Origin of the sequence: Corynebacterium sp. USCH3 (assembly GCF_037619475.1) — a bacterium.
Taxonomy (GTDB): Bacteria; Actinomycetota; Actinomycetes; order Mycobacteriales; family Mycobacteriaceae; genus Corynebacterium.
Map to the genome: position 1 here is coordinate 14,491 of NZ_JAQPZT010000007.1, position 24,555 is coordinate 39,045.

26 protein-coding genes are annotated in these 24,555 nt (G+C 69.9%); 13 read left to right on the forward strand and 13 right to left on the reverse strand.

All coding sequences use genetic code 11. The features are described from left to right. Window positions 1-27 precede the first annotated feature (27 nt). Window positions 28-756 carry a hypothetical protein gene (locus PQI66_RS14280; protein WP_339999198.1) on the forward strand — a complete coding sequence of 243 codons (729 nt, stop codon included), beginning with the start codon at window positions 28-30 and terminating at the stop codon, window positions 754-756. Here the strand turns inward: PQI66_RS14280 and radA are convergent. Continuing rightward, on the reverse strand, window positions 743-2,137 hold the full coding sequence (radA, locus tag PQI66_RS14285; RefSeq protein WP_339999199.1) for a DNA repair protein RadA: 1,395 nt from the start codon (window positions 2,135-2,137) through the stop codon (window positions 743-745). The two genes, PQI66_RS14280 and radA, sit on opposite strands and share 14 nt — an antisense overlap. An 86-nt stretch (window positions 2,138-2,223) precedes the next feature. Beyond that, window positions 2,224-2,823, reverse strand: coding sequence for a hypothetical protein (locus tag PQI66_RS14290; protein ID WP_339999200.1), 600 nt, complete (start codon window positions 2,821-2,823; stop codon window positions 2,224-2,226). 284 nt (window positions 2,824-3,107) lie between these two features. Between PQI66_RS14290 and PQI66_RS14295 the strand changes: the two genes are divergently transcribed. The 9 genes from PQI66_RS14295 (at window position 3,108) to PQI66_RS14335 (ending at window position 9,841) form a co-directional block, all read left to right on the forward strand. Beyond that, entirely contained in the window at window positions 3,108-3,698 is a 591-nt protein-coding gene (locus PQI66_RS14295; RefSeq protein WP_339999201.1) for a CarD family transcriptional regulator, read from the forward strand. A 5-nt stretch (window positions 3,699-3,703) separates the two neighbouring features. Continuing rightward, a complete protein-coding gene (locus PQI66_RS14300; protein WP_339999202.1) occupies window positions 3,704-4,564 on the forward strand; it encodes an IspD/TarI family cytidylyltransferase in 861 nt (286 codons plus the stop codon). Beyond that, window positions 4,561-5,052, forward strand: coding sequence for a 2-C-methyl-D-erythritol 2,4-cyclodiphosphate synthase (gene ispF / locus PQI66_RS14305; RefSeq protein WP_339999203.1), 492 nt, complete (start codon window positions 4,561-4,563; stop codon window positions 5,050-5,052). The genes PQI66_RS14300 and ispF overlap by 4 nt, the downstream gene beginning before the upstream one ends. A gap of 182 nt (window positions 5,053-5,234) precedes the next feature. Then, window positions 5,235-6,281 carry an intradiol ring-cleavage dioxygenase gene (locus tag PQI66_RS14310; protein ID WP_339999204.1) on the forward strand — a complete coding sequence of 349 codons (1,047 nt, stop codon included), beginning with the start codon at window positions 5,235-5,237 and terminating at the stop codon, window positions 6,279-6,281. Window positions 6,282-6,328: 47 nt separating this feature from the next. Next, window positions 6,329-6,580, forward strand: a complete 252-nt coding sequence (locus PQI66_RS14315; RefSeq protein ID WP_339999205.1) for a twin-arginine translocase TatA/TatE family subunit — start codon at window positions 6,329-6,331, stop codon at window positions 6,578-6,580. After that, window positions 6,577-7,377, forward strand: a complete 801-nt coding sequence (tatC, locus tag PQI66_RS14320) for a twin-arginine translocase subunit TatC (protein ID WP_339999206.1) — start codon at window positions 6,577-6,579, stop codon at window positions 7,375-7,377. The genes PQI66_RS14315 and tatC overlap by 4 nt, the downstream gene beginning before the upstream one ends. Window position 7,378: 1 nt before the next feature. Further along, window positions 7,379-7,828: a preprotein translocase gene (locus tag PQI66_RS14325; RefSeq protein ID WP_339999207.1), complete on the forward strand. Its 450-nt coding sequence runs from the start codon at window positions 7,379-7,381 to the stop codon at window positions 7,826-7,828. Between the two features lie 28 nt (window positions 7,829-7,856). Further along, a complete protein-coding gene (locus PQI66_RS14330) occupies window positions 7,857-9,170 on the forward strand; it encodes a sensor histidine kinase (RefSeq protein WP_339999208.1) in 1,314 nt (437 codons plus the stop codon). Beyond that, window positions 9,167-9,841: a response regulator transcription factor gene (locus PQI66_RS14335; RefSeq protein WP_339999209.1), complete on the forward strand. Its 675-nt coding sequence runs from the start codon at window positions 9,167-9,169 to the stop codon at window positions 9,839-9,841. The genes PQI66_RS14330 and PQI66_RS14335 overlap by 4 nt, the downstream gene beginning before the upstream one ends. 45 nt (window positions 9,842-9,886) lie before the next feature. On the opposite strand, the gene PQI66_RS14340 is transcribed toward PQI66_RS14335, so the two are convergent. Both PQI66_RS14340 and PQI66_RS14345 read right to left on the reverse strand, forming a co-directional pair. Beyond that, window positions 9,887-10,444 (reverse strand): hypothetical protein, encoded by a 558-nt coding sequence (locus PQI66_RS14340; RefSeq protein WP_339999210.1) that lies wholly within the window; start codon window positions 10,442-10,444, stop codon window positions 9,887-9,889. A gap of 82 nt (window positions 10,445-10,526) precedes the next feature. Then, entirely contained in the window at window positions 10,527-11,402 is an 876-nt protein-coding gene (locus PQI66_RS14345; protein WP_339999211.1) for a fumarylacetoacetate hydrolase family protein, read from the reverse strand. Between the two features lie 28 nt (window positions 11,403-11,430). On the opposite strand from PQI66_RS14345, the gene cysS reads away from it, so the two are divergent. After that, the gene (gene cysS / locus PQI66_RS14350) at window positions 11,431-12,849 is read left to right on the forward strand and encodes a cysteine--tRNA ligase (RefSeq protein WP_339999212.1); all 1,419 of its coding nucleotides are present in this window, start codon (window positions 11,431-11,433) and stop codon (window positions 12,847-12,849) included. A gap of 5 nt (window positions 12,850-12,854) precedes the next feature. Here the strand turns inward: cysS and PQI66_RS14355 are convergent, their stop codons facing one another. Further along, window positions 12,855-14,291 carry an MFS transporter gene (locus PQI66_RS14355; RefSeq protein ID WP_339999213.1) on the reverse strand — a complete coding sequence of 479 codons (1,437 nt, stop codon included), beginning with the start codon at window positions 14,289-14,291 and terminating at the stop codon, window positions 12,855-12,857. Between the two features lie 76 nt (window positions 14,292-14,367). On the opposite strand from PQI66_RS14355, the gene rlmB reads away from it, so the two are divergent. After that, complete coding sequence (rlmB, locus tag PQI66_RS14360) at window positions 14,368-15,318, forward strand: 23S rRNA (guanosine(2251)-2'-O)-methyltransferase RlmB (protein ID WP_339999214.1); 951 nt, start codon at window positions 14,368-14,370, stop codon at window positions 15,316-15,318. 160 nt (window positions 15,319-15,478) lie between these two features. Here the strand turns inward: rlmB and PQI66_RS14365 are convergent, their stop codons facing one another. The 3 genes from PQI66_RS14365 to PQI66_RS14375 are packed head-to-tail and all read right to left on the reverse strand — an operon-like array spanning window position 15,479 to window position 18,096. After that, window positions 15,479-16,366: a metal ABC transporter permease gene (locus PQI66_RS14365; protein ID WP_339999215.1), complete on the reverse strand. Its 888-nt coding sequence runs from the start codon at window positions 16,364-16,366 to the stop codon at window positions 15,479-15,481. Continuing rightward, the gene (locus tag PQI66_RS14370; RefSeq protein WP_339999216.1) at window positions 16,363-17,067 is read right to left on the reverse strand and encodes a metal ABC transporter ATP-binding protein; all 705 of its coding nucleotides are present in this window, start codon (window positions 17,065-17,067) and stop codon (window positions 16,363-16,365) included. The genes PQI66_RS14365 and PQI66_RS14370 overlap by 4 nt, the downstream gene beginning before the upstream one ends. Beyond that, window positions 17,068-18,096 (reverse strand): metal ABC transporter solute-binding protein, Zn/Mn family, encoded by a 1,029-nt coding sequence (locus PQI66_RS14375; RefSeq protein ID WP_339999217.1) that lies wholly within the window; start codon window positions 18,094-18,096, stop codon window positions 17,068-17,070. A 76-nt stretch (window positions 18,097-18,172) separates the two neighbouring features. Here PQI66_RS14375 and PQI66_RS14380 point away from each other — a divergent pair, with 76 nt between their 5' ends. Further along, window positions 18,173-19,336, forward strand: a complete 1,164-nt coding sequence (locus PQI66_RS14380) for a LacI family DNA-binding transcriptional regulator (protein ID WP_445228043.1) — start codon at window positions 18,173-18,175, stop codon at window positions 19,334-19,336. On the opposite strand, the gene otsB is transcribed toward PQI66_RS14380, so the two are convergent. The 5 genes from otsB to thrE all read right to left on the reverse strand — a co-directional run bounded on the left by otsB (window position 19,278) and on the right by thrE (window position 24,435). Beyond that, entirely contained in the window at window positions 19,278-20,234 is a 957-nt protein-coding gene (gene otsB, locus PQI66_RS14385) for a trehalose-phosphatase (RefSeq protein ID WP_339999219.1), read from the reverse strand. The genes PQI66_RS14380 and otsB overlap by 59 nt on opposite strands. Before the next feature lie 47 nt (window positions 20,235-20,281). Next, the gene (locus tag PQI66_RS14390; RefSeq protein WP_339999220.1) at window positions 20,282-20,827 is read right to left on the reverse strand and encodes a hypothetical protein; all 546 of its coding nucleotides are present in this window, start codon (window positions 20,825-20,827) and stop codon (window positions 20,282-20,284) included. Beyond that, window positions 20,824-22,395, reverse strand: a complete 1,572-nt coding sequence (locus PQI66_RS14395) for an alpha,alpha-trehalose-phosphate synthase (UDP-forming) (protein ID WP_339999307.1) — start codon at window positions 22,393-22,395, stop codon at window positions 20,824-20,826. The genes PQI66_RS14390 and PQI66_RS14395 overlap by 4 nt, the downstream gene beginning before the upstream one ends. A gap of 147 nt (window positions 22,396-22,542) precedes the next feature. After that, a complete protein-coding gene (locus PQI66_RS14400; RefSeq protein ID WP_339999221.1) occupies window positions 22,543-22,854 on the reverse strand; it encodes a hypothetical protein in 312 nt (103 codons plus the stop codon). Between the two features lie 42 nt (window positions 22,855-22,896). Continuing rightward, entirely contained in the window at window positions 22,897-24,435 is a 1,539-nt protein-coding gene (gene thrE / locus PQI66_RS14405; protein WP_339999308.1) for a threonine/serine exporter ThrE, read from the reverse strand. Between the last annotated feature and the right edge of the window lie 120 nt (window positions 24,436-24,555).

The window sequence follows — 24,555 nt, forward strand, 5'->3', positions numbered from 1 at the left end:
GCCGTCGGCGCTGGTTACACTGGTCGTGTGAGTCAGCGTAACGATCCCCGGCCCCTGCCCCCGGAAGTCTACCGGCGCCGTCGTATCACGGCGGTGGTGGTTCTGGTTGTCGTCGTGGCGCTGCTGTGGTGGGTCATCAGTTCGTTGACCGGTGGGGACGACGGTCAGGACCAGGTCGCCACCACGGGGGAGTCGTCCGCAGTGTCGTCGCCGTCGGGGACGACACCGGAATCCTCTGGCGCGGCGGAGTCCACTGAGGCATCGGGGTCGACGTCCCGGTCGGCGGAGCCCTCAGAATCCTCGGAACGGCCGGAGCCCTCCGAGACCGAGGGCGTGCCGGACGAGGTCGCCTCGAAGAGGACCTGTGAACTGGACGACCTCCAGCTGTCCGTCCGGCCCGGTGCGCCGACGTTCCGGGACGGCCAGCAGCCGAACTTCTTCCTCGAGGTCACCAACCCCACGTCCGGGGAGTGCGACATCGACCTGAGCGAGGACGAGCTGAAGTTCGAGGTCTTCACGATGGACTCCGGGTACACGCGGGTGTGGGGCGACACCGACTGCAATTCGCCGACGTCGACCGGGCGGCTGCGGCTGGAACCCGAACAGTCGCGGACCTTCGAGATGACCGCCTGGTCCCGGACGACGTCGTCACCGGACTCCTGTGACAGCCGTGAGCCGGTCGGCAACGGTGCGTACATGGTCTACGGGCATATCGGCGACAAGACCTCGGAGTCGCAGACGTTCAACCTCGCGTGAGCCCGATCTTCGCCACGGCCTCCTGCACGGTGCCGACCGCGATGAGCCGTAGGCCGTCCGGCGGAGTGGTCCGGTCGGCCCCACGAGTGGAGTCCGGGACGACCGCGGTGGTGAAACCGAGCCTCCGGGCCTCCGCCAGGCGCTGACGGAGGTCGGGGACCCGCCGTACCTCACCGCCGAGGCCGACCTCACCGACCGCGACCAGCCCGGTCGGCAGCGCCGTGCCGGATGCGGTGGAGGCCAGGGCCAGGGCCAGGGCGAGGTCGGCCCCCGGCTCGTTGATCTTCATGCCGCCGACGGTCGCCGCGTAGACCTCGTGGCCCATCAGGTCCACGCCGGCGCGCTTGGCCAGGACAGCCAGGACCACGGCAACCCGGCTGGCGTCGATGCCGGTCACCACCCGCCGCGGGGTGTGCATCTGGGTCTCCAGGGCGAGGGTCTGGATCTCGCCGAGCATCGGCCGGCGCCCGTCCATCAGGACAGTCACGGCGGTACCGGCGACGGGGTCGTCCCGGTGGTGGAGGAACAGTCCGGAGGGGTCGGCGACTTCACGGATCCCGTCGGCGGTCTGTTCGAAGCAGCCCACCTCGTCGGTGGCTCCGAACCGGTTCTTCTGACCGCGCAGGAACCGCAGGGCGCTGTGCCGGTCGCCCTCGAAGTTCAGGACGACGTCGACCAGGTGCTCGACGGTGCGCGGTCCGGCGACGTTGCCGTCCTTGGTGACGTGCCCGACCAGCAGGACGGGCACCCCGGTGGACTTCGCCAGGGTGGTCAGGGTGGCGGCGACCGCGCGGGTCTGTGCGACGCCGCCGGCGACACCCTCCACACCGGAGGCGTTGAGGGTCTGCAGCGAGTCGACGATCACCAGCTCCGGCCGGACCGCGTCGATCTGGCCGAGTGCGGTCTCCAGGTCGTGCTCGGCCGCGAGGAACAGTGACTCCGACAGCGCCCCGGTACGTTCCGCGCGGTGGCGGACCTGACCCACGGACTCTTCCGCGGTGAGGTAGAGCACGCTGCGGTCCTGCCGCGCCCACCGGTTGGCGACCTCGAGCAGCAGCGTCGACTTGCCGACGCCGGGTTCTCCGGCGAGCAGCACGGCGCTTCCCGGGACGACGCCACCGCCGAGCACCCGGTCGAGTTCGCCGATGCCGCTGGTGCGGTGGTTCGCGATCGTCGGGTCGATGGCCGTCACCGGCTGTGCGGGGGAGGTGGGGGTCAGACCGGCGGGGGACGACGTCCCGGCCGCCGGCGCGGTGGCCGCGTCCATCGTCCCCCATTCGTGACAGGACGGGCAGCGCCCGACCCACTTCGACACCTGGTGACCACAGGAGGAGCAGCTGTAGCTGCTGCGGGTCTTACGGTTCGTGGTTTTCGTGGCCATGGCTCACAGACTAGTAGCGGGGGCGGACATGAAAAACGCGCATTCCCCGTGCGGGGAGATGCGCGTCAGACGGGACGGAGGAGACGTCAGCGGATGTCCGGGCCCCCGTGGTCGCCGTCGATGGTGTCGGTCCCTTCGCGCGTGACACCGTCCTGGTGACGGTTCGTCTGGCCGGCCTCGGCGTACCAGGCGACGATGGGTGCGTTGATCTCGATGTCGCCGTCACTGAACTCGAAGGTCACGACGCGGGCGGCACCGCTGTAGAAGTTCTCGCCCTCCACGGTGGTCTCCAGGTACTGTGTGCAGCCCACGTCGGCGTTGGAGGGGTTCATCTCCTTGATCGCGGACTCGGAGTCGGCGACCACGGAGCAGTCCGGGGCGATGGTGATGTTCCCGCCGATGTCGACCGAGGCGTCCTGGACGGACACACCTTCCAGGGTGACGTCGCCCCCCTCGATGCCCTGGTTGGAGGCGTTGAACTTCAGCGCGACGGAGTTGTCCTCCTGGGTGATCAGGGTGACGTCCCGGACGAAGGCGTCGCCGAGTTCGCCGTTCGTGCCGTTGACGGCGGCGACCTGGTTGGCGGTCTGGGAGATCTGGCCCGCGCCGCAGGCGGACAGGGCCAGGGCCGCGCAACCGGCGGTGACGGCGAGCAGCCGACGCGCGGCGGGCTTCCGGTTCTTCACTGTGCTTCTCCTCCATCTGAGGCCCGTCCGGGGCCGTCAACTGCAGATGATGTGTCCCGTCACGTGTCAGGGCGGCGGGTTTCGTCGAGTCCACATTAACCTGTGGGGGTGCTGGACGCCTAGTTCGGTCCGGCTGGACGGACCCATACGGGGTGGGGCGGGGGCGTTGCATGGTCGTCGTCTGGTCGTCGTCTGGTCGTCGTCTGGTCGTGGCCCGGTCACGGTGGGGCAGCGGCGCGGGCTGGGCCGCGGGTGGCGGGGGGAGGGTGCTAAACTGGATCGTCATGGAGTTCAACATCGGGGACGTCGTCGTTTACCCCCACCACGGTGCCGCAGTGATCGAGGGAATTGAGCAGCGCGTTTTCAAGGGGGAGCCGGTCGACTACCTCGTGCTCCGGGTGAACCAGGGGGACCTGCTCGTCCGGGTGCCCGCGGCGAACGCCGAGACCGTGGGTGTGCGCGACGTCGTCGGGGAGGAAGGCCTGCTGAGGGTGTTCTCCGTGCTGCGTGAGACGGACGTCGAGGAGGCGGGCAACTGGTCCCGCCGGTACAAGGCCAACCAGGAACGCCTGGCGTCCGGCGACGTCAACCGGGTGGCGGAGGTGGTCCGTGACCTGTGGCGTCGCGACCAGGACCGCGGCCTGTCCGCCGGTGAGAAGCGCATGCTGGCGAAGGCGCGTCTCGTGCTCGTCGGGGAGCTCGCGCTCGCCGAGGGAGTGGACGACGCGAAGGCGGACGCCACGGTGCAGAGGATGGAGGAGACCATCGTCCGTCACCGCGAGGAATCGGCGGCCCGTCGTGCCGCCGGTGTCGCCGAGGAGGATGAGCCGCAGTCCGTCGACCTCGACGACGAGCTCGGCGAAGACGAGGACTGACCCCGGTGGACGGACTCGACCGCGTCTTCGCCGTCGTGGCTGCCGCGGGCAGCGGAACCAGGCTGGGGGAAGTCCTGCCGAAGGCGTTCGTGCAGGTCGATGGGAGGACGATCCTGGAACGCTGCCTGGACGGACTGGCCGCGTCGGAGTCTGTCGGCCACACCGTGGTGACGGTGTCCTCGGACATGGTCGACCACGCCCGGAGTCTCGTGGACGGCCAGCTCGGCCTCTGGGCACCGATGGAGGTCACCGTGGTTCTCGGAGGCGCGGACCGGTCCGACTCGGTACGGGCCGGGCTGGAATCGGTCCAGCTGCTCACCGGGGGCGGCACCGACCGGGAGACCCCCGGTGACCTCGAGGACATCCCGGAAGGCTACCTGGTCGCCGTCCACGACGCCGCCCGGTGCCTCACCCCGCCGGAGATGATCCGTGCCACGGTCGCCGCGGCGGCGGAAGGGGTCGAGGACGGCTCCTGGAGCGGGGCCGTGCCGGTGGTGCCGGTGACGGACACCGTCAAGGTCGTGGACACCGTGTCCGCCGGGGCGCTCGACGGGGCGGAGGTCATCCGGTCCACCCCGCAGCGCCGGACCCTCAGAGCGGCGCAGACCCCGCAGGTCTTCGCCTTCGACCGGTTGCTCGCGGCGAACCGGATGCAGCAGGCACGGGAAGAGCTCGACTCGGCACACCCGACCGGCGAGCCGCCGTCGGACCTGGCTCCCGTCGCCGTCACCGACGACTCCTCGCTGATGGAGATGGCGGGGGAGACGGTCGTCGCTGTCCCCGGCGATGAGCGGGCCTTCAAGATCACGTTGCCGGAGGATCTTGAGCGGGCCCACCGCACGGCGGGACACGGAGGGGCGTCGTGATCATCCCCAGGGTCGGTGTCGCCACCGACGCCCACCAGGTGCAGGCAGGCAAACCCTGCTGGATGGCCGGACTGTTCTTCGAGGGGGCCGACGGATGCGAGGGACACTCCGACGGCGACGTCGTCGCCCATGCCGTCGTGGACGCCCTGCTGTCCGCGGCCGGGCTCGGCGACCTCGGGTCCTTCGTCGGCGTCGGACGTGACGAGTACGCCGGGGTCACCGGGGCACGGCTGCTCACCGAGTGTCGTGAGCTGCTCGCCGCCAACGGCTTCACCGTCGGCAACGCCGCCGTGCAGATGGTCGGGAACCGGCCGAAGATGGGACCCCGACGCACCGAGGCGGAGCAGGTCCTCTCCGACCTGGTCGGGGCACCGGTGAGCGTGTCCGCCACGACCACCGACCACATGGGGTTCACCGGACGAGGTGAGGGTGTGGCCGCCGTGGCGACGGCGGTGGTGTGGCGGGACGCCACCGCGTCCGACCGCTAACGCACCGGACGGTGCGGGGGACGTACCGCGAAATACCGCGGTGGGAGTACGTGATGACTGCGTAGGGGGGACGCGACAGGCGCCACGGTCGACGAGACTCAAGGTCACGGTGATGGACGGACAGGAAGCCGTCCGTCCCCGTAGATCCCGCAACAGTCCCGAAGACCAAGGAGGAGCCTGTCATGGCCACCCGAGTACCCGACCCCACCGACACCCCCGCCGGCCCCGCCTACGAGGGCCGACTGCTCGACCGGCCCGAGGAGGAGGTCGTCGACCAGGGCGTCGGTTTCGACCTGCGGACCCTGGTGAGCCGCCGCATGTTCCTCGGGGCAGGTGTCGCCGGTGCCGGTGCCGTCGCACTGGCGGCGTGTTCGACATCGACGTCCGGTACCGCCGGTACGGCGGCGACCACCGGAACCGCCGCCTCGTCGGCCCTTCCCTCCGGCGAGATCCCGGACGAGACCGCAGGACCCTACCCGGCGGACGGTTCCAACGGCCCGGACGTGCTGTCGGAGTCGGGGATCGTCCGCAGCGACATCCGCTCCAGTATCGGTGCCGATGCCCCGGTCGACGGCGTGCCGTTGGAGTTCACCTTCACCGTCACCGACATGGCCAACGACGACGCACCCTTCGCTGACGTCGCCGTGTACGCCTGGCACTGCGACGCCCAGGGGCAGTACTCGATGTATTCCGAGGGCGTCGAAAACGAGACCTGGCTGCGCGGGGTCCAGGTGGCCGACGCCGACGGGACCGTGACCTTCACCTCCGTGATGCCGGGCTGCTACACCGGGCGGTGGACCCACATCCACTTCGAGGTGTACCCCGACGTCGATTCCATCGACGACTCCGCCAACGCGATCTCCACCTCCCAGATGGCGATCCCGGAGGACGTCCTCACCGACGTCTACACCTCGTCGGTCTATGACGGGTCATCGGACAACCTCTCGCAGATCACCCTCGACACCGACAACGTGTTCGGTGAGGACGCCGGCGCGCTGCAGATGGCCACGATCAGCGGCGACGCCGACTCCGGGTACATCGCTTCGTTGACGGTGCGTGTGGACACGGGCACCGAACCCACCGGCGGTGCCGCCCCCGCGGGCGGGGGCCCGGGAGGCTCCGGTGGCGACGGCGGAGGCCCCGGTGGCGGCGAACCCCCCACCGGCGGAACGCCGGGCGAACCGCCGACCGACGGCACGGCCGGGGCGTCGGACGCCACAGCGTCCTGACCTCGACCGCCACCCCACAGAACCACAGACCTCCTAAGGAACAGATCATGTTACAGAACCTCACCGGAATGCACGCCCTTGTCATCCTCGCCGTCGTCCTCCTGCTGTTCGGGGCGGCCAAGCTCCCTGCACTGGCGAAGAGTGTCGGCCAGTCCGTCCGCATCCTGAAGAAGGAGGCCGCCGACCCCGAGCCGGACGCTGGTCCGGCCGCCGCCCCGGTTGCCGCGCCGGCGGCGGAGGCACCGTCGCCGGTGCGCACCGTGCCGGTGACTCCCACGGCAGGTCCGCTGAGCTCATGACGACCACGACTGTGAAGCCGACCACCGGGGCCGCCATGCCCCTGGCCGGACACCTCCGGGAAGGCAGGCGGAGGATCACCCGGGTCGCGGCGGCTCTCGCGGTCGGCATGGTCGTCGCCTACCTCCTTTCTGACCAGGTCCTCGACGTCCTGCGTGCACCGGTCGTCGAGATCGCGCAGTCCCGGTCGGCGAGCATCAACTACGACAGCATCACCGGGGCCTTCGACCTCAAGCTCCGGATCGCCCTGTTCGGTGGCATCGCGGTGTCCAGTCCGGTCTGGCTCTACCAGCTCCTGGCCTACGTCGCCCCGGCCCTCACCAGGACGGAGAAGAGGTACGCCTTCGGCTTCCTCGCCGCCGTCATCCCGCTGTTCGTCGGCGGGTGCGCCGCCGGGGTCGCCGTGTTCCCCAGGATCGTCGAACTCCTCGCCGGGTTCGCGTCCGCCGAGGACAGCACCCTGCTGCAGGCGTCCTACTACGTCGACTTCGTGATGAAGCTGGTGCTTGCCGCCGGTGTGGCGTTCACCCTCCCGGCCTTCGTCGTGGTGCTGAACATGACGGGGCTGCTGCCGGCGGCGACGATTGCCCGCAGCTGGCGCGGTATCACCATCGGGATCGTGGTGTTCAGCGCGCTGGTGACACCGGCAGCGGATCTGCTGTCGATGTTCCTCATCGCCGTTCCGATGGCGGTCCTGTTCGGGATTGCCCTGGGCATCTCCTGGCTCCACGACCGCCGCATGCTCACGAGGGCAGGAACCGACACACCGGCTGCCCCGACCCTGGAAGGAGTACGCTGACATGTTCGGCCTGACCATCGAGAAGCTCATCGTCATCGGGTTCATCGCCGCGGTGATCATCGGCCCGCAGCGGCTTCCGCTCTACGCGGAGAAACTCGCCGCCGCCATCAGGAACATCCGTGGCTTCACCGAGGCGGCCCGGGGCCGCGCCGAGAGAGACTTCGGGGTGAACTCCGAGGTGATGGATCCGGCGGCGTGGAACCGCCAGTGGCAGCGTTACGACCCACGTCGCATCGTGCGGGACGCCTTGGCCGACGAGGGTTCGGGGGCCGCCCCCGCCCGAGAGACCGCAGGGGAGGAATCCTCTCCGGCGCCGGAACCCCGGTACCGGTGGGTGGTCGTCGGTGGAAGCTCCGGCCATCCGGTGCGGCGTCGGATCGTCGAACCGGCCCAGCCCGTCGTCGATGAACCGGTGGCGGGCGCGGCAGGCTCCCCTTCGGTAGAACCGTAGGGGTAACGGAATGAAGGAGAATGGCCCCATGAACGAGCCCCCGGTGCCCCCGACACGTCCCGCCGCCGACCTGCCGAAGGAGCGTCCGGGATGGTTGCCGGTGTGGGCCGGTGATGCGGCCGTCATGGCGCTGATCCTCGTCTCCGTCCTGATCCCGACACCGGGTGGCGGAGGCGCCGGCGGCGGTGGCGGCGTAGGTGGAGGCCCGGCCGGGGGACGGGGGCCGGTGCCGGTCCCCGGTGCCGGTCCCGCCCTGCACGACAACCACGTCATGCTGCTGGGGCTGGCGCTGGCCGTGGCCACGGCGGCGCTGATGCTCCTGCGACGACGCTGGCCCCTGCCGGTGTTCGCGGTCTGTCTCGCGGCCTACCTCACGACCGTCGTCCTCGGGCTGCCCGCGCTGGCGCCGGGCATCGGCGCGGTCGTGGCGGTGTTCGCCGCGGCGAACGCCGCGCCCCGGCGTCCCGCCCTGGTCGCCGGGGCCGTCGGGACGGTCCTGGTCGCGGTGCTGAGCCTGTTCACCGACGACCGGATGACCCTGGACCCCCAGGTGTTCCAGGTGGCGGCGGGCATCGCCGTGGCCACCGCCCTCGGTGACAGTGCCCGGTCGCGCCGGGAGTACACCCGGGCGGCGACGGAGCGGGCCGAGCGGGCCGAGCAGACCAGGGAGGCGGAGGCCCGCCGACGTGTCGCCGAGGAGCGGCTGCGGATCGCCCAGGACCTGCACGACACCGTCGCCCACCGGATCTCGGTGATCAGTCTCAACGCCGGGGTCGCGTCCAGTGCCCTGGACGCCCGTCCGGACAAGGCACGGGACGCGCTCGGCACGATTCGCAGTGCGTCCCGCGACGTCCTCGGCGACATCGGCGTCCTGCTGCGTTACCTCAGGGAGGACGACGGTGACGCCTCCGCCCACCTGCCGCAGCCGGGGCTGCCGGACCTGGAGGACCTGGTGCGTTCCGTCGTCGAGTCGGGGCTCGACGTCGACCCGACGACGGACGGTGACCTCGAGGCCGTCGACGACACGACTGGTCGCGTCATCTACCGCGTGGTCCAGGAAGGGCTCACCAACGCCCACAAACACGGCTCCGGACACACCGCCGAGCTGCACATCTCGGTGGAGCAGGACAGTGGCCGCACAGTCCCCGCGGTGACCGTACGGATCGCGAACCCGGTGTCGGACGGGCAGCGCAACCAGCCGGACGCCCCGCAGGGGCACCTGGGGCTGACCGGTCTGCGCGAACGGGTCTCGGCGGCAGGCGGGGAGATCGACACCGTAGAATCGGCGGGGAGATTCACCCTCTCCGCCACCGTTCCACTTCCCCGGGAGGTCCGCCTGTGACTACCGTGCTCGTCGTCGACGACCAGGTCCTGATCCGCCAGGCCGTCGTGGACATCCTGTCCAGCGCACCGGACACCGACGTCGTCGGGGAGGCCACGAACGGGGAGGAGGCCGTGGACATGACGACCGCCCTGCGCCCGGACGTCATCGTCATGGACATCCGGATGCCCCGGCTGGACGGGATCGGTGCCACGGAGGCGATCTGTGCGGACGCCTCCAACGCCGGCAGTCGCGTGCTGATCCTCACCACGTTCGAGGAGGACGAGTACGTGGTCGCCGCCCTGCGCGCCGGGGCCAGCGGATTCATCGGTAAGGGAGCGGAGCCCGAGGAGATCATCAGGGCGGTGCATTCCGTCGCCGACGGTGACGAACTGCTGTCACCGACGGCGACGCGCAGTCTGATCGCCCGCTACGTGCGGTCGCCCGGGCCGCGCCCCGCGGTCTCCGAGGAGGCGACGCGCAGCCTGGCGCTGCTCACCGAACGGGAACGTGAGGTCCTGCAGCTGGTGGGGCGGGGGCTGTCGAACCAGCAGATCGCGGAGGAGTTCTTCATCTCACCGCATACCGCGAAGACGCACGTCAACCGGATCATGACCAAGATCCACGCCCACGACCGGGCGCAACTGGTGATCCTCGCCTACGAGGGCGGGTTGCTGGTCCCCGGGGAGTGACCTCCCGGCACAGTGCAGGGGGTCAGTGCAGGGGGTCGTACCGGGTCAGTTCCCGAAGGTGACGGGGACGGCCGCGATGTCCGAGAACGGGGGCGTCGAGGCGTGGTCGGTGACCAGCTTCACCGAGCACGAGTCTGTGGTGCAGTCCACGGTGCCGGCCTCGTTGGTGGACTGGACGGCCAGGTCGAACTCGGCGTTGCCGTCGGCGTCGAAGGTGGCGGTGCCACCCTGCTCACCCTCGGGGACGACGCGTGCCCAGTCGCTCATCTCGCCGGCGTAGGTCGACGGGTCGCTGCTGTCTCCGTCGGTGCTGGCGACGGCGACGTAGTAGTTGTTCTCGGTGTCCAGGTCCTCCAGGGTGACGGTGACGGTGTCACCGTCGGAGAGGCCGTCGGTCTTGTCGACCGACAGGGGGCCGTCGGACGCGGCCTCAGCCTCAGCCTCGGTCTCGGAGGCGGATTCGGCAGCCGTGGTCTCGGCTGAGTCCGCCGAGTCCGTCGAGTCGTCCGAGTCGCTGGAGCAGGCGGTCAGACCCAGGGCGAGGACGGCGGTGGCGGCGAGAGCCGCAGCGCGGCGCGTCGGGCGGGTGGTGCGAAGGTTCATGGGGAACTCCGGGGGTGCGTAGGGCAGGGTAAGCGTACTGAGCTGACCCTATCAAAGCGCCCCCTGGCGGGGGACGCTGAACTCACATCCGGATGCTGGACTCCACCGCGCCGAGGCCGTCGATCTCGATGCGCACCACGTCCCCGTCGGCGAGGAAACGGCCGGAACCAGCGCCGACGCCCTCCGGGGTACCGGTGGCGATGACGTCGCCGGGTTCCAGGGTGGCGAAGTGGGAGATGTAGCGCACCAGGTCGACCGGGGGGAAGACCAGGTCGGAGGTGGAGTGCTCCTGCCGCAGGTCCCCGTTGACCCAGGTGCGCAGTACCGCGCCCTCGGCGACGGGATCGTAGTCGTCCGCCACCGTCAGCCACGGGCCGAAGGCGGAGGACCGGTCGAGGTTCTTGCCCTGCAGCCACTGCTGGGTGCGGTACTGCCAGTCACGCTGGGAGAAGTCGTTCATCACCGCGTACCCGCCGATGGCGGCACGGGCCTCCTCGGCGGAGGCACCGCCGTTCGCCCCGGCGAGCCGGGACCCGATGACCACCGCGAGCTCCCCCTCGTAGTCCGCCTTCTCCGTCATCCCGGCTGGTACCGTGACCTCGGTGTAGGGGGCGGTCAGGGCGGAGGGGTACTTCACGAACAGCGTGGGGTGGTCGGGGATGGGGTGCTCCATCTCCTCGATGTGCTCCCGGTAGTTCAGGCCGACGCAGAACACCTTCGACGGCGACGGGATGACCGGCTGCAGGTCAGCCAGGGGAACGGTCACCTCGTCGCCGTCGCGGCGCAGGCCGGATTCGACCGCGCCCCGGATCCCCGTCGGGTTGGCGGTGAGCAGGGCGCCGAGCTCGCGGCGGTCCACGATACGGCCGGTGACCGAGCCCCCGTCCGGTGCGTCGTCGACGCTGTCGACCTGGATCGTGCACCGCGAACCGTCGATACGGACCGTCGCAAGTTTCATGGGGTCTCTCCCGTCTAGACTGTCAGTTGTGACTCTGCGATTCTTCGACACCGCGACCCGTGAACTCCAGGACTTCGTTCCGTTGCAGGAAGGCCACGCATCGGTCTACCTGTGTGGCGCGACCGTGCAGTCTGTCCCGCACATCGGTCATGTGCGTTCCGGGGTGGCGTTCGACATCCTGCGCAACTGGCTGGAGGCCAAGGGGCTGGATGTTGCTTTCGTGCGCAATGTTACAGACATCGACGACAAGATCCTCACCAAGTCCGCCGAGCACGGACGCCCCTGGTGGGAATGGGCCGCCACCCACGAGCGCGAGTTCTCCCGCGCCTACGACCTCCTCGGCGTGGCGCCTCCGTCGGTCGAGCCACGGGCCACCGGCCACGTCCCGGAGATGATCGCCTACATCCGGCGCATCATCGACGCCGACCTCGCCTACGCCACCGAGGACGGTTCGGTGTACTGCCGCACCGCGCGCGTGCCGGAGTACGGGTTCCTGTCCCACCAGAAGCTCGACGAACTGGACCAGGGAGAGGACGCCGCGCCGGGCAAGGAGGACCCCCGCGACTTCGCCATGTGGAAGTCCGCGAAACCCGGTGAACCCGGGTGGGACACCCCGTGGGGCTACGGTCGTCCCGGATGGCACATCGAGTGCTCGGCGATGTCGCGCAAGTACCTCGGTGCGGAGTTCGACATCCACGCCGGTGGCATGGACCTGCAGTTCCCGCACCACGAGAACGAGGCGGCCCAGGCACACGCCGCCGGCGACGGGTTCGCCCGTCTGTGGCTGCACAACGGCTGGGTGACGATGTCGGGCGAGAAGATGTCGAAGTCCCTGGGCAACGTCCTGTCCGTGCCGAACATCCTGACCATGGTGCGTCCGATCGAACTGCGCTACTACCTGGGGTCCGCGCACTACCGCTCGATGCTGGAGTACTCGGAGTCGGCGTTGCAGGAGGCCGCCGCCGGTTTCCGTCGGATCGAGAAGTTCCTGACCCGCGCCGTCGAGGTGCTCGGGGAGGTGGAGACCGGTACCTGGCTGCCGGCGTTCGAGGCGGCGTTGGACGACGACCTCGCCGTCCCGCAGTCCCTGGCGGTCATCCACGACACCGTGCGCGAGGGCAACAAGGCCCTCGAGTCCGGCGACCGGGACCGACTGGCGGAGACCGCCGGCGCCGTGCGGGCGATGGCCGGTGTGCTGGGCGTCGACCCGATGTCCACGACGTGGTCCGGGCCGTCCGCCCAGGGGCGTGGGCTGGGCGTCGGCTCCGGCTCGTCGGACGCGGCGACGGGCGCGTTGGACGTCCTGGTGAAGGCCGAGCTCGACCGCCGTGCCGTGGCGAAGGCGGGGAAGGACTACGCCACCGCCGATGAGGTGCGCGACCGGCTGAAGGCCGCCGGCGTGGTCGTCACCGACACCGCCGACGGTGCGACCTGGTCGTTGGGGTAGCGGCACTACCGCTCCGCCAGACGCGTCCCCTTCAGCTCCGGTAGTGCCAGCGCGGCCAGCGCGGCCACGGTGAAGGCGATACCGAACAGCGTGAACAGGACCGGAAGCCCGCCGAACACCAGCAACGGCGGAACGATCAACGGTGCGATGATCGAGGCGATGCGCCCGAAGCCGGTCGCCGCCCCTGTTCCGCGCGCCCGCATCGTCGTCGGGTACAGCTCCGGCCCGATGGCGTACAACGCACCCCAGGCGCCCAGGTTGAAGAAGGACAGCAGGCAGCCGGCAGCGATGATCTGCCACTCAACGCCCGCGAAGCCGTACAGACCGGCCGCCACGGCGGAACCGGCGAGGAAGGTCGCCAGCGTCGCGCGGCGTCCCCACCGTTCGATGAGGAACGCGGCCACCGCGTAGCCCGGCAGCTGCGCCAGGGTGATGATCAGCGTGAAGGTGAAGGACTTCACCAGGGTGTACCCCTGGTCGACCAGGATCGAGGGGATCCAGGTGAAGGCACCGTAGTAGCTCAGGTTGATGCAGAACCAGATGGTCCACAGCGCGGCGGTACGACGACGTAGCGGGGAGGACCAGATGCCGGAGGCGGAGTCGGCAGTTCCAGGAGGCCCGGCGAGGATCGCCGCGTCCTGCTGCTCCTCGTCGAGGACACGGGACGCGTCGGAGGCGTCCGGCGCGCCCTGGAACCGCAGGCGCGTCGGCTCGGACGCCTCGAAGCTCGCGACGATGCCCTCCGCCTCGGAGCGGCGCCCCTTCGCCTCGAGGAAGCGGACGGACTCCGGCAGCTTCATCCGCACATACAGGGCGTAGAAGGCGGGCACCATGCCGAGGGCCAGTGCCCAACGCCACCCGTCGTCACTCAACGGGATGATGAACGCACCGATCACCGCGGCGGCGAGCCAGCCGACGGCCCAGAACGCCTCGAGGACCACGACCATGCGTCCACGGACCTTGCGCGGCGCGAACTCGGAGATCAGGGTGGAGGCCACGGGAAGTTCCGCCCCGAGACCGAGACCGACGAGGAAGCGCAGGGCGATCAGGACGGCCAGCCCGCCGGCGAGCGCGGACGCTCCGGTCGCCAGGCCGTAGACCAGCAGGGTGACGGCGAAGACGTTGCGTCGTCCGACGCGGTCGGCGAGCAGCCCGCCGAAGGTGGCTCCCAGAGCCATGCCGATGAAGCCCGCGGAGGCCAGCCACGAGGTCTCGGTGTGGGTGAGGCCCCAGTGGGTGGTGAGCGCGGCCATGATGAACCCGATCAGCCCGACGTCCATCGCATCCAATGCCCAGCCGATGCCCGAGCCGCCGAGGAGCTTCACGTGACGGCGGGTCACCGGCAGGCGGTCGAGGCGTTCGGTACGGGTCAGGGAGGTACCGGCGGACGTGCCGGCGCCGGCCTGCGGGGACGGGGGAGAGGACGATTCCTGGGGCGTCATAGCCACCAGAGGGTACCGTGCCGGACGGTGGTTGTGAACAGGGGTAATCAGGGGTGTAGGGGGTAGGGTGGTCCGCATGGCAGGAAACGACAAGCGCCGCGGCGCGGTACGGAAGACAGCGCGCAAAGGCTCGGACAAGGGTTCGGGCGGCACCAGGCGACGGGGGCTCGCCGGCAAGGGGCCGACGCCGAAGGCCGAGGACCGCGTCTATCACGCGAAGTACAAGGCGAAGAAGGCCCAGGAGCGTCGTGACTCGGGGCGCCAGCGACCGAGGGACGCCGACGACCAGCCGGAGCTTGTCGTCGGAAGGAACCCGGTGATCGAGTGCCTGCGGGCGGACGCACCGGCGACCGCACTGTACGTCGCCGTCGGCACCGGCAACGACGACCGGCTCTCCGAGGCGGTGCACACCTGTGCCGAGCGGGGTATCGCCGTGCTCGAGGTCAGCCGGGACGAGATGGACCGGATGACCGGCAACGGCATGCACCAGGGCATCGGCCTGCAGGTGCCGCCGTACAAGTACGCCGAGGTCGAGGACCTGATCGAGGCGGCGCAGACCTCCGGTCGCCCCGGGCTGATCGTGGTGCTGGACAACATCACCGACCCGCGCAACCTGGGCGCGGTCATCCGCTCGGTCGCCGCGTTCGGCGGCCACGGTGTGGTCATCCCGGAGCGTCGGTCGGCGTCGGTGACCGCTGTGGCGTGGCGGACGTCCGCCGGTACCGCGGCGCGTCTGCCGGTGGCCCGGGCGACGAACCTGGTGCGTTCCCTGAAGCAGTTCCAGCAGTCCGGCTACCAGGTCGTCGGGCTCGACGCCGGCGGCCAGCACACCCTCGACACCTACGACGGGACGAGCCCGGTGGTGGTCGTGGTGGGGTCCGAAGGCAAGGGTCTGTCGCGTCTGGTGGGGGAGACCTGCGACGACATCCTGTCGATTCCGATGGCGGGCCGGGTCGAGTCGCTCAACGCCTCCGTCGCCGCGGGCGTGGTGCTCAGCGAGTTCGCCCGCCAACGTCGCGTGGGGTAGCTGCCTGTCCCCGTGAGGGGCAGGTCACATATCGCACCTTATGACTCGCTTAAGCGAACGTGACCTGGCCTTTTAATCGTATTATTACCTTATGGGGTGCGATAGTCGACCGCGATGGGAAGCCTGATCACACCGGGGCTGTCCCTCGTGCCCTACGGGATCAGCTCATGCTCTGTGAGTGATGCGGGTCAGCAGGGAGCTCGGACGCGGGTTGGCTGCGCCGACGAGACTCGTCGCGGATGACCCGTCGGCCCCGCGCCCAGCCGATGATCCGGCAGGCCAGGTAGATCGCGAAGCTGATCGACGTGACGAACGGGCTGACCGGCAGGCCGGGCTCCAGGGAGAGGATCAGCCCGCCGGCCGCGGCCGTGGTAGCGAAGAGGGCCGACAGGCCCACGGCGAGCAGGGGGTTGGAGGTCACGCGCACCGCCGCTGCACCCGGGGTGATCAACAGCGCGAGCAGCAGCAGCGCCCCGACGATCTGCACCCCCTGTGAGGCGACGATGCCGATGAGCACGGCGAACGCCGCGGCGAGCAGTTTCACCGGTACACCCGACGCCGCCGCCATGACCGGGTCGACGGTGGCGAACAGCAGCGGGCGCCACAGCACCGCGACGGCGGCGACCACGAGGACCGACATCAGGGCCAGGATCCCCAGTGACGCCCCGGAGACCCCCACGATCTGCCCGGTCAGCAGGGCGTAGGCCTCCGAGGTCCGTCCGGGGTACAGGTAGATGAACAGCACGGACAGTCCCATGCCGAAGGCGAGGACCACACCGACGGTGGCGTCCTGCTCCCTCAGGCCCAGCAGGGCGAGCACCACGGCGGCCAGGACGGCGCCGAGGACGGCCCCGGTGGTCACGCTGACGCCGAAGAGCAGGGCGGCGGCCGCGCCCATCAGCGCCAGCTCGCCGGTGGCGTGCGCGGCGAAGCTCATCCTGCGCATCACGATCAGCGGGGCGAGGGCCCCGGAGACCAGGCCGAGGAGCAGCGAGGCCAGCAGGGCGTTCTGGACGAAGTCGACCTGCAGCAGATCCCAGGTACTCACACGACCACCATCCGTCCGTTGACCTCCGCGACGTCGACGTCGGTACCGTACAGGCGGGACAGGACCGGGCCGGTCATGACCTCGTCGACGCTGCCGGTGACGTGGCCGTCGGGGCCGAGGTAGAGGACCCGGTCGGTCACGCCGAGCACGGGGTTGATGCTGTGGGTGACGAAGACGACGGCGGTGCCGTGGTCACGGCGGCGCCGGTCGAGCAGCTCGACGGCGGCGCGTTGCGCCGACAGGTCCAGGCTGAGCAGCGGTTCGTCGCAGAGCAGGAGCTGGGGGTCGGTGGCCATGGCCTGGGCCTGCCGGACGAGCTGCTGCTGGCCGCCGGACAGTGTCCCCACCCGACGGTCCGCCAGGCCGGACGCACCGACCTCGGCGAGCGCGGCGTCGATGGTGGCGCGACGGGGCCGCCGCCGGGACAGCGTCCCGTGTTCGATGGACAGGCCGATGAGGTCGCGGACGCGGATCGGCAGGTCGGTGTCGAACATGCGCTGCTGGGGGATGAACCCCACGCGGTCGGGGGCGCTGACGGTGCCGGAGGTGAGGCGCCTGGTACCCAGGACGGCGTTGAGCAGGGTGGATTTTCCGACGCCGTTGGGGCCGAGGACGGTGAGGAACTCGCCGGGGTCGACGGTGAGGTCGAGGTCGTGCCAGAGGGGGTCGACGCTGGCGCCGGTGAAGGTCAGGAGGGACATCTAGCTGAGCGCATCCTCGAGGTCGGTGATCACGCCGTCGACGTAGCCGGCGTAGTCGTCGTCGGCGCCCGGGGTCTCGGTGACGTTGACGACCGGCACGTCGTTGTCCTCGGCGGCGTCGGTGAGCTGGCGGGACGCCTGGCTCTCGGACTGGGTGTTGGTGATCAGCGCGTCCGCCTCCCCGTCGGTGACGAGGTCGCGGGTGGTGGATAAGTCGGCGACGGAGGGTTCGCCCTCGTTGAGGACGGCCCGGGCGAAGCCCTCCGGGGTCACGTCGTGGACCTCGGAGCCGCGGAGAAGGAGTCCGGCGACCGGCTCGGTGAGGACGACGTGGGCGTGGGGCAGGTCGGCGATGCGCTGACGGAAGTCGTCGGTCATCTCACGCACGCCGTCCGCCTCGGCGGGGATGCCGTCGTCGAGGCTGTGGAGGTGGGCGGCGAGGGTGTCGGCGAACTCGGCGACGCGGTCCATGTCGAACCAGACGTGCGGGTTGTCCTCGCCCTCCAGGATGCCGCTGCCGTGATCGTGGTCGGCGTGGCCGTCCGCCTGCTCATCGCCTGCGCCGTGCTCACTGTGGTCGCCGTGGTCGCTGTGGTCACTGTGGTCGTGCTCTTCAGCGAGTGGGGCGGCGGTGATGACCTCGGCGTCGTCCCCGGCGTTGTCGGTGAGCCAGTTGTCGTAGCCGGCCCCGTTGCCGACGACGACGTCGGCGCCGCGGATGGTGGCGACGTCGCGGGCGGTCGCCTCGTACTCGTGCGGGTCGTCGTCGGTGCCGGAGAGGATGGTGTCCACGGTGACGTCGTCGGCGGCGTCTGCGTCATCGACCACCTGCTGTGCGATGTCGCCCCACGTGGAGGTCGACGCGACGACGTGGATGCCGCCGTTGTCGGCGGACGCCTCACTTCCGCTGTCCGCCCCGCTGCCGCAGGCGGTGAGGCCGAGGGTGAGGGATGCTGCGGCCGTGACCGCGAGAACGGTGGTGGCACGGGAGGCACGGGAGGTGCGGAAGGGGGGACGACGTCGTGGCATGGGGACGACAGTAGTCCTTGTTGGTAATGCTTGCCAATTAGGGTTACGTCAGTCACGGCCGGGGACGTCGACTACCATGGTCGGGGTGAATCGCTCCAGCAGTCAAGGTCGGCAGGCCCAGAAGAACCGGCGCGGCACCCTGGCCTCCATCGCCGCGGAGCTGGGGGTCTCCCGGACGACGGTCTCCAACGCCTACAACCGTCCGGAGCAGTTGTCGGTCGAGCTGCGCGAGCGCATCATGCGCACCGCCGAGCGGATGGGGTACTCCGGGCCGGACCCGACGGCACGCTCCCTGCGCACGCGCCGGGCCGGGGCGATCGGCGTCCTGCTCACCGATGACATGACCTACGCCTTCGAGGATCAGGCGTCCCTGGAGTTCATGTCCGGGGTGTCCGAGGCGTGTGTGGGCATGGACACCTCGATGCTGCTGATCCCGGCCGGGGCGGAGACCGCTGAGGAGGACCGGCCCGCGTCCCTGGTCAACCAGGCGGTCGTCGACGGGTTCATCGTCTACTCCGTCGCCGCGGACGATCCCTTCCTCGCCTCGGTGACCAGCCGGAACGTCCCCACCGTGATCTGCGACCAGCCGGCGGACGACCACGGCGTCAACTTCGTCGGCATCGACGACCGGGAGGCGATCCGTCCTGCCGCGCAGGCACTGGTGGACGCCGGCCACCGTCGGATCGGCATCCTGTGCATCCGACTGGACCGCCGTCCGAACAACGGGCCGGTCACCGCCGAACGTCTGGAGAAGGCGCAGATGCACGTCCAGAAGGGCCGCGTGCTCGGCGCACTGGCGGTGCTGGAGGACGCCGGGGTCGACCGTGCCGACGTGCCGGTGATCGAACGCCACATCAACAATCCGGACACCGCCCGCAGCGCGGCGGCCGAGCTGCTGGAGACCCACCCCGATCTCACCGCGGTGATCTGCACCACGGACAGCCAGGCGCTCGGTGTGCTCGACTACGCCGACGACAGGGGTGTCGACGTGCCCGGCGAACTCTCCGTGGTCGGGTTCGACGGCATCGCACGGGCACGCTTCCGCGGCCTCACCACGGTCGAGCAGCCGAACCGCGAGAAGGGGTTCACCAGTGGAAATGTGCTGGCGGCACTCATCGGAAGGAACAGTGAACCCACCCGGCGGGAACCGGCGATGCAGTGGGCGGAGCCGGAGCCGAAGATTATTCTCCCGACCCGTTTTCTCCCGGGGCGGACGGTGGGTCCTCCCGCAGCTCGTTGATCGCGGCGACGGAGGCGGCGTCGACGACCTCGCCGTCGCGGGTGCCCTGGCGCAGCAGCCGGGCCTCGGTGAGCCGGGCCAGCGTCTCGGCGACCGCGGCGGGATCGGGCAGGCGTCGGTGGGCGGCGGTGTCACCGTCGCCGACGCGGATGCCGACGTCCGGACGCCCGGGGGTGGCGCCCTCCCCGGACGGGGTGAGCCCCTGTTGGTCGAGGACACGCAGGGCCGTCTCGTCGGTGACGTCGTCGCCGGCGAAGACGACGGCATCGGGCTGGCTCCGGTCGATGAACGCCTCGAGGTAGCTGCCCTTGGTCACCGGTGACACGGACACCTCGACGATGTCCTTGCCCGGGGTGACGGTGACACCGTCCAGTTTCTGCGCGGCGAGACGGAACTCCTCGTAGGCGGTCAGCCCGGTCCGCCGGTCCGCGGCCCCGCGGATGTGGAGACCGACGGCGAAAGGCTTGCGCTCGACCCACATGCCCGCATCACGGGAGGCGAAGTCCTCGGCCATCCCACCGAGCGTGGTGAGCAGGGTGCGCTGGCCCTCGTCGAGCCCGGAGCTCGTGGCGTCGGCGGGTTCGGCACCGTGACTGCCGACCAGGAGGATGTCTCCGGGTGCGGGAGCGGCGACGGCGAGGGCTTCGGCGACGGGCTCGAGGATCTCGAGGTTACGTCCGGAGAGCAACATGACCGTGGTGCCGGCGCACCCGGCGAGACGGTCGAGCGTCGCGCGGGCGCCGGGTACCATCCGCACCGACAGGGGGTCGGTGGAGAAACCGGCGAGGGTGCCGTCGAAGTCGAGGGCGACGAGCAGATTCGGCACTTCGGCGAGGTACTGGATGTCGTCGGTGGAGACGGGGGGCAGGGGTGCGGCGGAGACGGGGTCGTCGGTCATGCCGTCCAGCGTAGCGGTGCCGTGTGACAGGGGCGCGTCACGGCGTGCTACGGCGTCGCGAGGAACTCGACGAAACGCCCGGTCTGCCAGTTCGACGGGTCGTCGTCGGTGCGGGTCAGGCGGAGTTCGTCCTCGGCCGGAGTGCTCCACCGCAGCGTGGGGGCGTCGCCGTCCGCGTCGCTGCTGTCGCCGAGGAGGGCGACGAGACGGTCCGCCAGGTCGGAGTCGTTGGCGAGGCAGGACGTGCCGCCGGATTCGCCGCTGATGTCACGGGCGCTGAAACCGGGGAAACGGACGCGGTCATTGTCGAGCCACTCGACGTCACCGCTCAGTGACATGCATCCGGCGGCGCCGGTGACCGTGCTGCCGCCCAGTGCCAGCCACGTGCGGGCCTGGTCGGTCTGGGACAGGGAGGACGCCACGGCGGTGCCGGAATCGGCGAGGTCGGCGTCCTCGATGCGGCCGACCTGCCAACGGACGTCGGCCAATTCGCCGGGGATGTCGGATCCGCAGGACGAGAGTAGGACGCCACCGGCCAGGACCAGTCCGCCGAGGACGATCCGCCGTGCCGTCCGTGACCGGGACAGGCTCACTCGTCCACCGTGCCTGTGTCGGCGGTCGGGGCGTCGGGGTCCAGTACCGCGAGGAAACGCCGGGCCCAGCCGTGCACGTCGTGGGAGCGGACCTCCTCCCACATCTCCTGCATACGGGTCTGCTTGTCCTCGTCGGGCGAGTCGATGGCCTTCATGATCGCCGCCGCGGTCGACTCCACGTCGTAGGGGTTGCACAGGTAGGCGTTGGGAAGCTGCGTCGCCGCGCCGGTGAACTCGCTGAGCACCAGGGCCCCGGTGCCGTCGGAATGGCTGGCCACGTACTCCTTGGCGACCAGGTTCATCCCGTCCTTCAGCGCGGTCACCAGCATCACGTCCGCCGCGGCGTAGAGCGAGACCAGCTGGGCGAACGGCATGCTCGCGTGCGAGTAGTGCACCACCGTGTGCCCCAGGCTGCCGTAGGCGCCGTTGATCCGCGACACGGTGCGTTCCACGTCCTCCCGGGTGCGGGCGTAGGAGTCGAGACGTTCACGCGAGGGGGTGGCGACCTGGATCAGGCAGATCTCGTCCGGGTTCAGCAGCCCCTGACTGAGCAGCTGCTCGAGGGCCTTGAGACGCTGGTGGATGCCCTTGGTGTAGTCCAGCCGGTCCACCCCGGCCAACAGGATCTTCGGTGAGCCGACGCGGCGACGCAGCGCGCTGGCGGCCGACACCGTCTCCGGCGCGGTGGCCTTGGCCTGGACGCCTTCGGTGTCGATGGAGATCGGGAAGACACCCACCTTGACCTCACGCCCGTCCTCGGTGCGGACGGTGCCGGCGACGGCGTCCCGACGTGGCAGACGGGCGCCCCGGATGTAGGACACGCCGGATTCGTCGGTGCCCGCCGCGCCGTCGTCGGTGACGGTGCCTTCGCCGTCGGCGTCATCGGCGCCGCAGGCGTCGCCCTCACCGACCTTGGTGAACGTCACGTCGCCGCCGAGGGCGCGCAGTGTGTAGAGGAAGTTCCACGCCGAATCCGGGGTGTGCATACCGATGAGGTCGGCGCCCAACGTGCCCTGCAGGACGTCCCACCGCCAGGGAAGCTGACGGAACAGCTCCGGCGCGGGGAAGGGGATGTGCAGGAAGAACCCGATCTTCAGGTCGGGGCGCAGCTCGCGCAGCATGCCGGGAACCAGGTGGAGCTGGTAGTCCTGCACCCAGACGGTCGCCCCGGGGGCGGCGGAGTCCGCCGCGGCACGGGCGAAACGTTCGTTGACCGCCCGGTAGGCACGCCACCACGAACGGTGGAACTCCGGGTGCACGATCAGGTCGTGGTAGAGCGGCCAGAGGGTGTCGTTGGAGAATCCCTCGTAGTATGTCTGGAACTCCGAGGTGGTGATGTTCACCGGGACCAGGGAGATGCCGCCGTCCATCTCGGGGAGGTCGGAGACGTGCACCTCCTCGTCCGGGGTGTCGGCGGTGGCACCGGGCCATCCGACCCAGCTGCCCTGGCTGCTCTCCAGGACCGGGCGGAGCGCCGTGACGAGACCACCCGGGCTGGGGGACCAGGTCACCGTACCGTCCTTGCCGACCGACCGGTCGACGGGAAGCCTGTTGGCGACGACGACCATGTCGCTGGTGGGGACGGTGCCGGCCGGGAACTCTCCGTCGGCGTCGTTGGTTCGGTCAGCTCCGGCAGTCACGGCGGCGTCTCCCCTTAGGGTGTGCTCGAGGGTCTGTGTTCTGGGTCGTGCGCTGGGGGTTGTGTGACCGCCAGACTACTCGCCGGTGGTTTTCTTCGCCGTCTTCTTCGCCGGAGCCTTCTTGGTGGTCTTCTTGGTCGCCTTCTTCGTGGTCTTCTTGGCGGCCTTGGGGTTCTTCGCCTCTTCCTCGGCCGCGGCGTCCGCGGCGACCTTGCGGTGGATGAGGCCCTCCGGCTCGACGCCGAGCATGCACATCAGCGTGGCGGCGTCGAGGAAATCATCGGCGTAGGTGGCGACGATCCGCTGCGCGGCCTTCGCGGTCGCCTCTTCCACGGTGTGCAGGGACTCTGCGCTAGTGGTGTGGTTGTCGCTGACCTTCGGCGGCACTGATTGCTCCCTTTGCAAGACGATACGGCGTAAGGCTTCAGTCTAACTCCCCGGACCGTCCTGTGCACTTTCCCGGTCTCGTTGCCTCTGATGGGACCGGCGGGGGTCGGGGAGCCAGGGGGTCCCGCCGCGCCGCTGTCGCAGCACGTTCCAGTGCAGCGGGAGGCCGGCGGAGCCGCCCGAGCGTCGTCCGCGGGACCGGCGTGCCGGGGGACGACGCAGGTCGTTGTAGCGGTACAGGATCCGGGGTCGACGCAGCCGACGGGCGACCCACTCGCCGAGGACCACCCCGGCCGCCAGGGCGGTGGCGGTGGCCAGGGCGATACCGAGGTTCGAGATGCCGACGACGAACTGGTCGGTCAGCATCGAGTACATCCCGCGGTAGAGCGCCAGGCCGGGCAGCAGCGGGGTGATGCCCACAATGGCCGTGATCTGCGGGGGGATGAGGTAGCGACGGGACAGCAGGCCACCGGCGAGACCGACGAACGTGGCGGTGATGCCGGCCGCGGTCACATCGCCGGTACCTAGCTGGACCTGCAGGAACCGGTACAACGAGTAGGCGACCAGGGCGGTGAACGTGGCAACCACCAGGGCGCGTCGCTCGCAGAACGAGGCGATGGCGAAGAACATCGCCGCGCCGACCCCGCCGAGGATCTGCAGTGCCGCGCCGCCGAACGTCCCCTGGGTGCTGGACGTGTCGATCGGTGGCAGGGTGATGCCCAGCCGACTGGTGAGCATCAGACCCATGGCGATGCCGGAGATGATGCCGCCGGTCATCAGCACGGTCTCGAAGAACCGTGCCGAGGAGGTGACCGGAGCGCCGGTGACGCCGTCCTGCAGTGCCTGGACCAGTGTCAACCCGGCGAGCATGGCGACGATGCAGGAGGCGATCACCAGGGACGGGGACAGGTAGTGGTCCAGTGCCCGTGCGAAGCTGAACGTCAGTGCGGCGGGGATCGTGGCGATGATGCCGCCGGTGAGGTTCTGGAAGAACAACGGCAGGGACTTCGACGCCAGCCACACATTCGTCGCCATGATGATGATCGACGTGATCGTGGCGATGAGGGCGACGAGCGGCTCGCCGCCGAGCATCAGGGCCACCGCGCCGGCGAAGCCGCCCCAGGCCAGCGTCGCCCACCGGATGCGGTAGGGCGGGGGACTGGTCTCGATGTCGGTGAGGATCTTGCGGGTGAGCTCAAGCCCGGTGGCGCCGTTGACGATCGACCGGATCAGGCGGTCGACCTCGGTGAGGCGGGAGAAGTCGCTGTTGAGTGCGTGCACCACCCGGAACGTGCTGATCGGGGTCGTCGAATCGGTCGACGGTGAGTAGATGGTGATCGTGTTCAGGGTGATGTCGACGTGGCACCCGTAGAGGCCGTACGCGGAGGTGACTGCCTTGACCTGGGCCTTGGCGTCGGTGTTGCCGGTTCCTGCCGAGAGGAGGAGGTCGCCGATCCGTGCGGCGGTGTCCATCACCAGATGGACCTGGGCGGTGTCGGTCAGGTCGACCGGGGCCAGCGGCGAGGGTGGCGGTGCGGTGCGGATCGTGTCGATGGTCGACCTGTTCCCGCTGAACAGCATCGCAGACACGCGGTTCCTCAGGGCCGTGTAACCCCTGCTCACCTTGCTGCCCTCACCGCTCACTCGACTCCCCGTTCTCTCACCGGTCTGGTGCTGTCTGCCGTTCGTTCCGGCCACACT

Excerpts from the sequence above, each read along its gene's own strand:
- PQI66_RS14395 (WP_339999307.1), bottom strand. The coding sequence starts at position 22,395 with ATGGTCGTCGTCGCCAACAGGCTTCCCGTCGACCGGTCGGTCGGCAAG.
- PQI66_RS14340 (WP_339999210.1), bottom strand. The coding sequence starts at position 10,444 with ATGAACCTTCGCACCACCCGCCCGACGCGCCGCGCTGCGGCTCTCGCC.
- PQI66_RS14310 (WP_339999204.1), top strand. The coding sequence starts at position 5,235 with ATGGCCACCCGAGTACCCGACCCCACCGACACCCCCGCCGGCCCCGCC.
- PQI66_RS14375 (WP_339999217.1), bottom strand. The coding sequence starts at position 18,096 with ATGCCACGACGTCGTCCCCCCTTCCGCACCTCCCGTGCCTCCCGTGCC.
- PQI66_RS14315 (WP_339999205.1), top strand. The coding sequence starts at position 6,329 with ATGTTACAGAACCTCACCGGAATGCACGCCCTTGTCATCCTCGCCGTC.
- PQI66_RS14345 (WP_339999211.1), bottom strand. The coding sequence starts at position 11,402 with ATGAAACTTGCGACGGTCCGTATCGACGGTTCGCGGTGCACGATCCAG.
- tatC (WP_339999206.1), top strand. The coding sequence starts at position 6,577 with ATGACGACCACGACTGTGAAGCCGACCACCGGGGCCGCCATGCCCCTG.
- PQI66_RS14355 (WP_339999213.1), bottom strand. The coding sequence starts at position 14,291 with ATGACGCCCCAGGAATCGTCCTCTCCCCCGTCCCCGCAGGCCGGCGCC.
- otsB (WP_339999219.1), bottom strand. The coding sequence starts at position 20,234 with ATGACCGACGACCCCGTCTCCGCCGCACCCCTGCCCCCCGTCTCCACC.
- PQI66_RS14330 (WP_339999208.1), top strand. The coding sequence starts at position 7,857 with ATGAACGAGCCCCCGGTGCCCCCGACACGTCCCGCCGCCGACCTGCCG.
- thrE (WP_339999308.1), bottom strand. The coding sequence starts at position 24,435 with ATGCTGTTCAGCGGGAACAGGTCGACCATCGACACGATCCGCACCGCA.
- radA (WP_339999199.1), bottom strand. The coding sequence starts at position 2,137 with ATGGCCACGAAAACCACGAACCGTAAGACCCGCAGCAGCTACAGCTGC.
- PQI66_RS14380 (WP_445228043.1), top strand. The coding sequence starts at position 18,173 with ATGGTCGGGGTGAATCGCTCCAGCAGTCAAGGTCGGCAGGCCCAGAAG.
- PQI66_RS14370 (WP_339999216.1), bottom strand. The coding sequence starts at position 17,067 with ATGTCCCTCCTGACCTTCACCGGCGCCAGCGTCGACCCCCTCTGGCAC.
- rlmB (WP_339999214.1), top strand. The coding sequence starts at position 14,368 with ATGGCAGGAAACGACAAGCGCCGCGGCGCGGTACGGAAGACAGCGCGC.
- PQI66_RS14325 (WP_339999207.1), top strand. The coding sequence starts at position 7,379 with ATGTTCGGCCTGACCATCGAGAAGCTCATCGTCATCGGGTTCATCGCC.
- PQI66_RS14295 (WP_339999201.1), top strand. The coding sequence starts at position 3,108 with ATGGAGTTCAACATCGGGGACGTCGTCGTTTACCCCCACCACGGTGCC.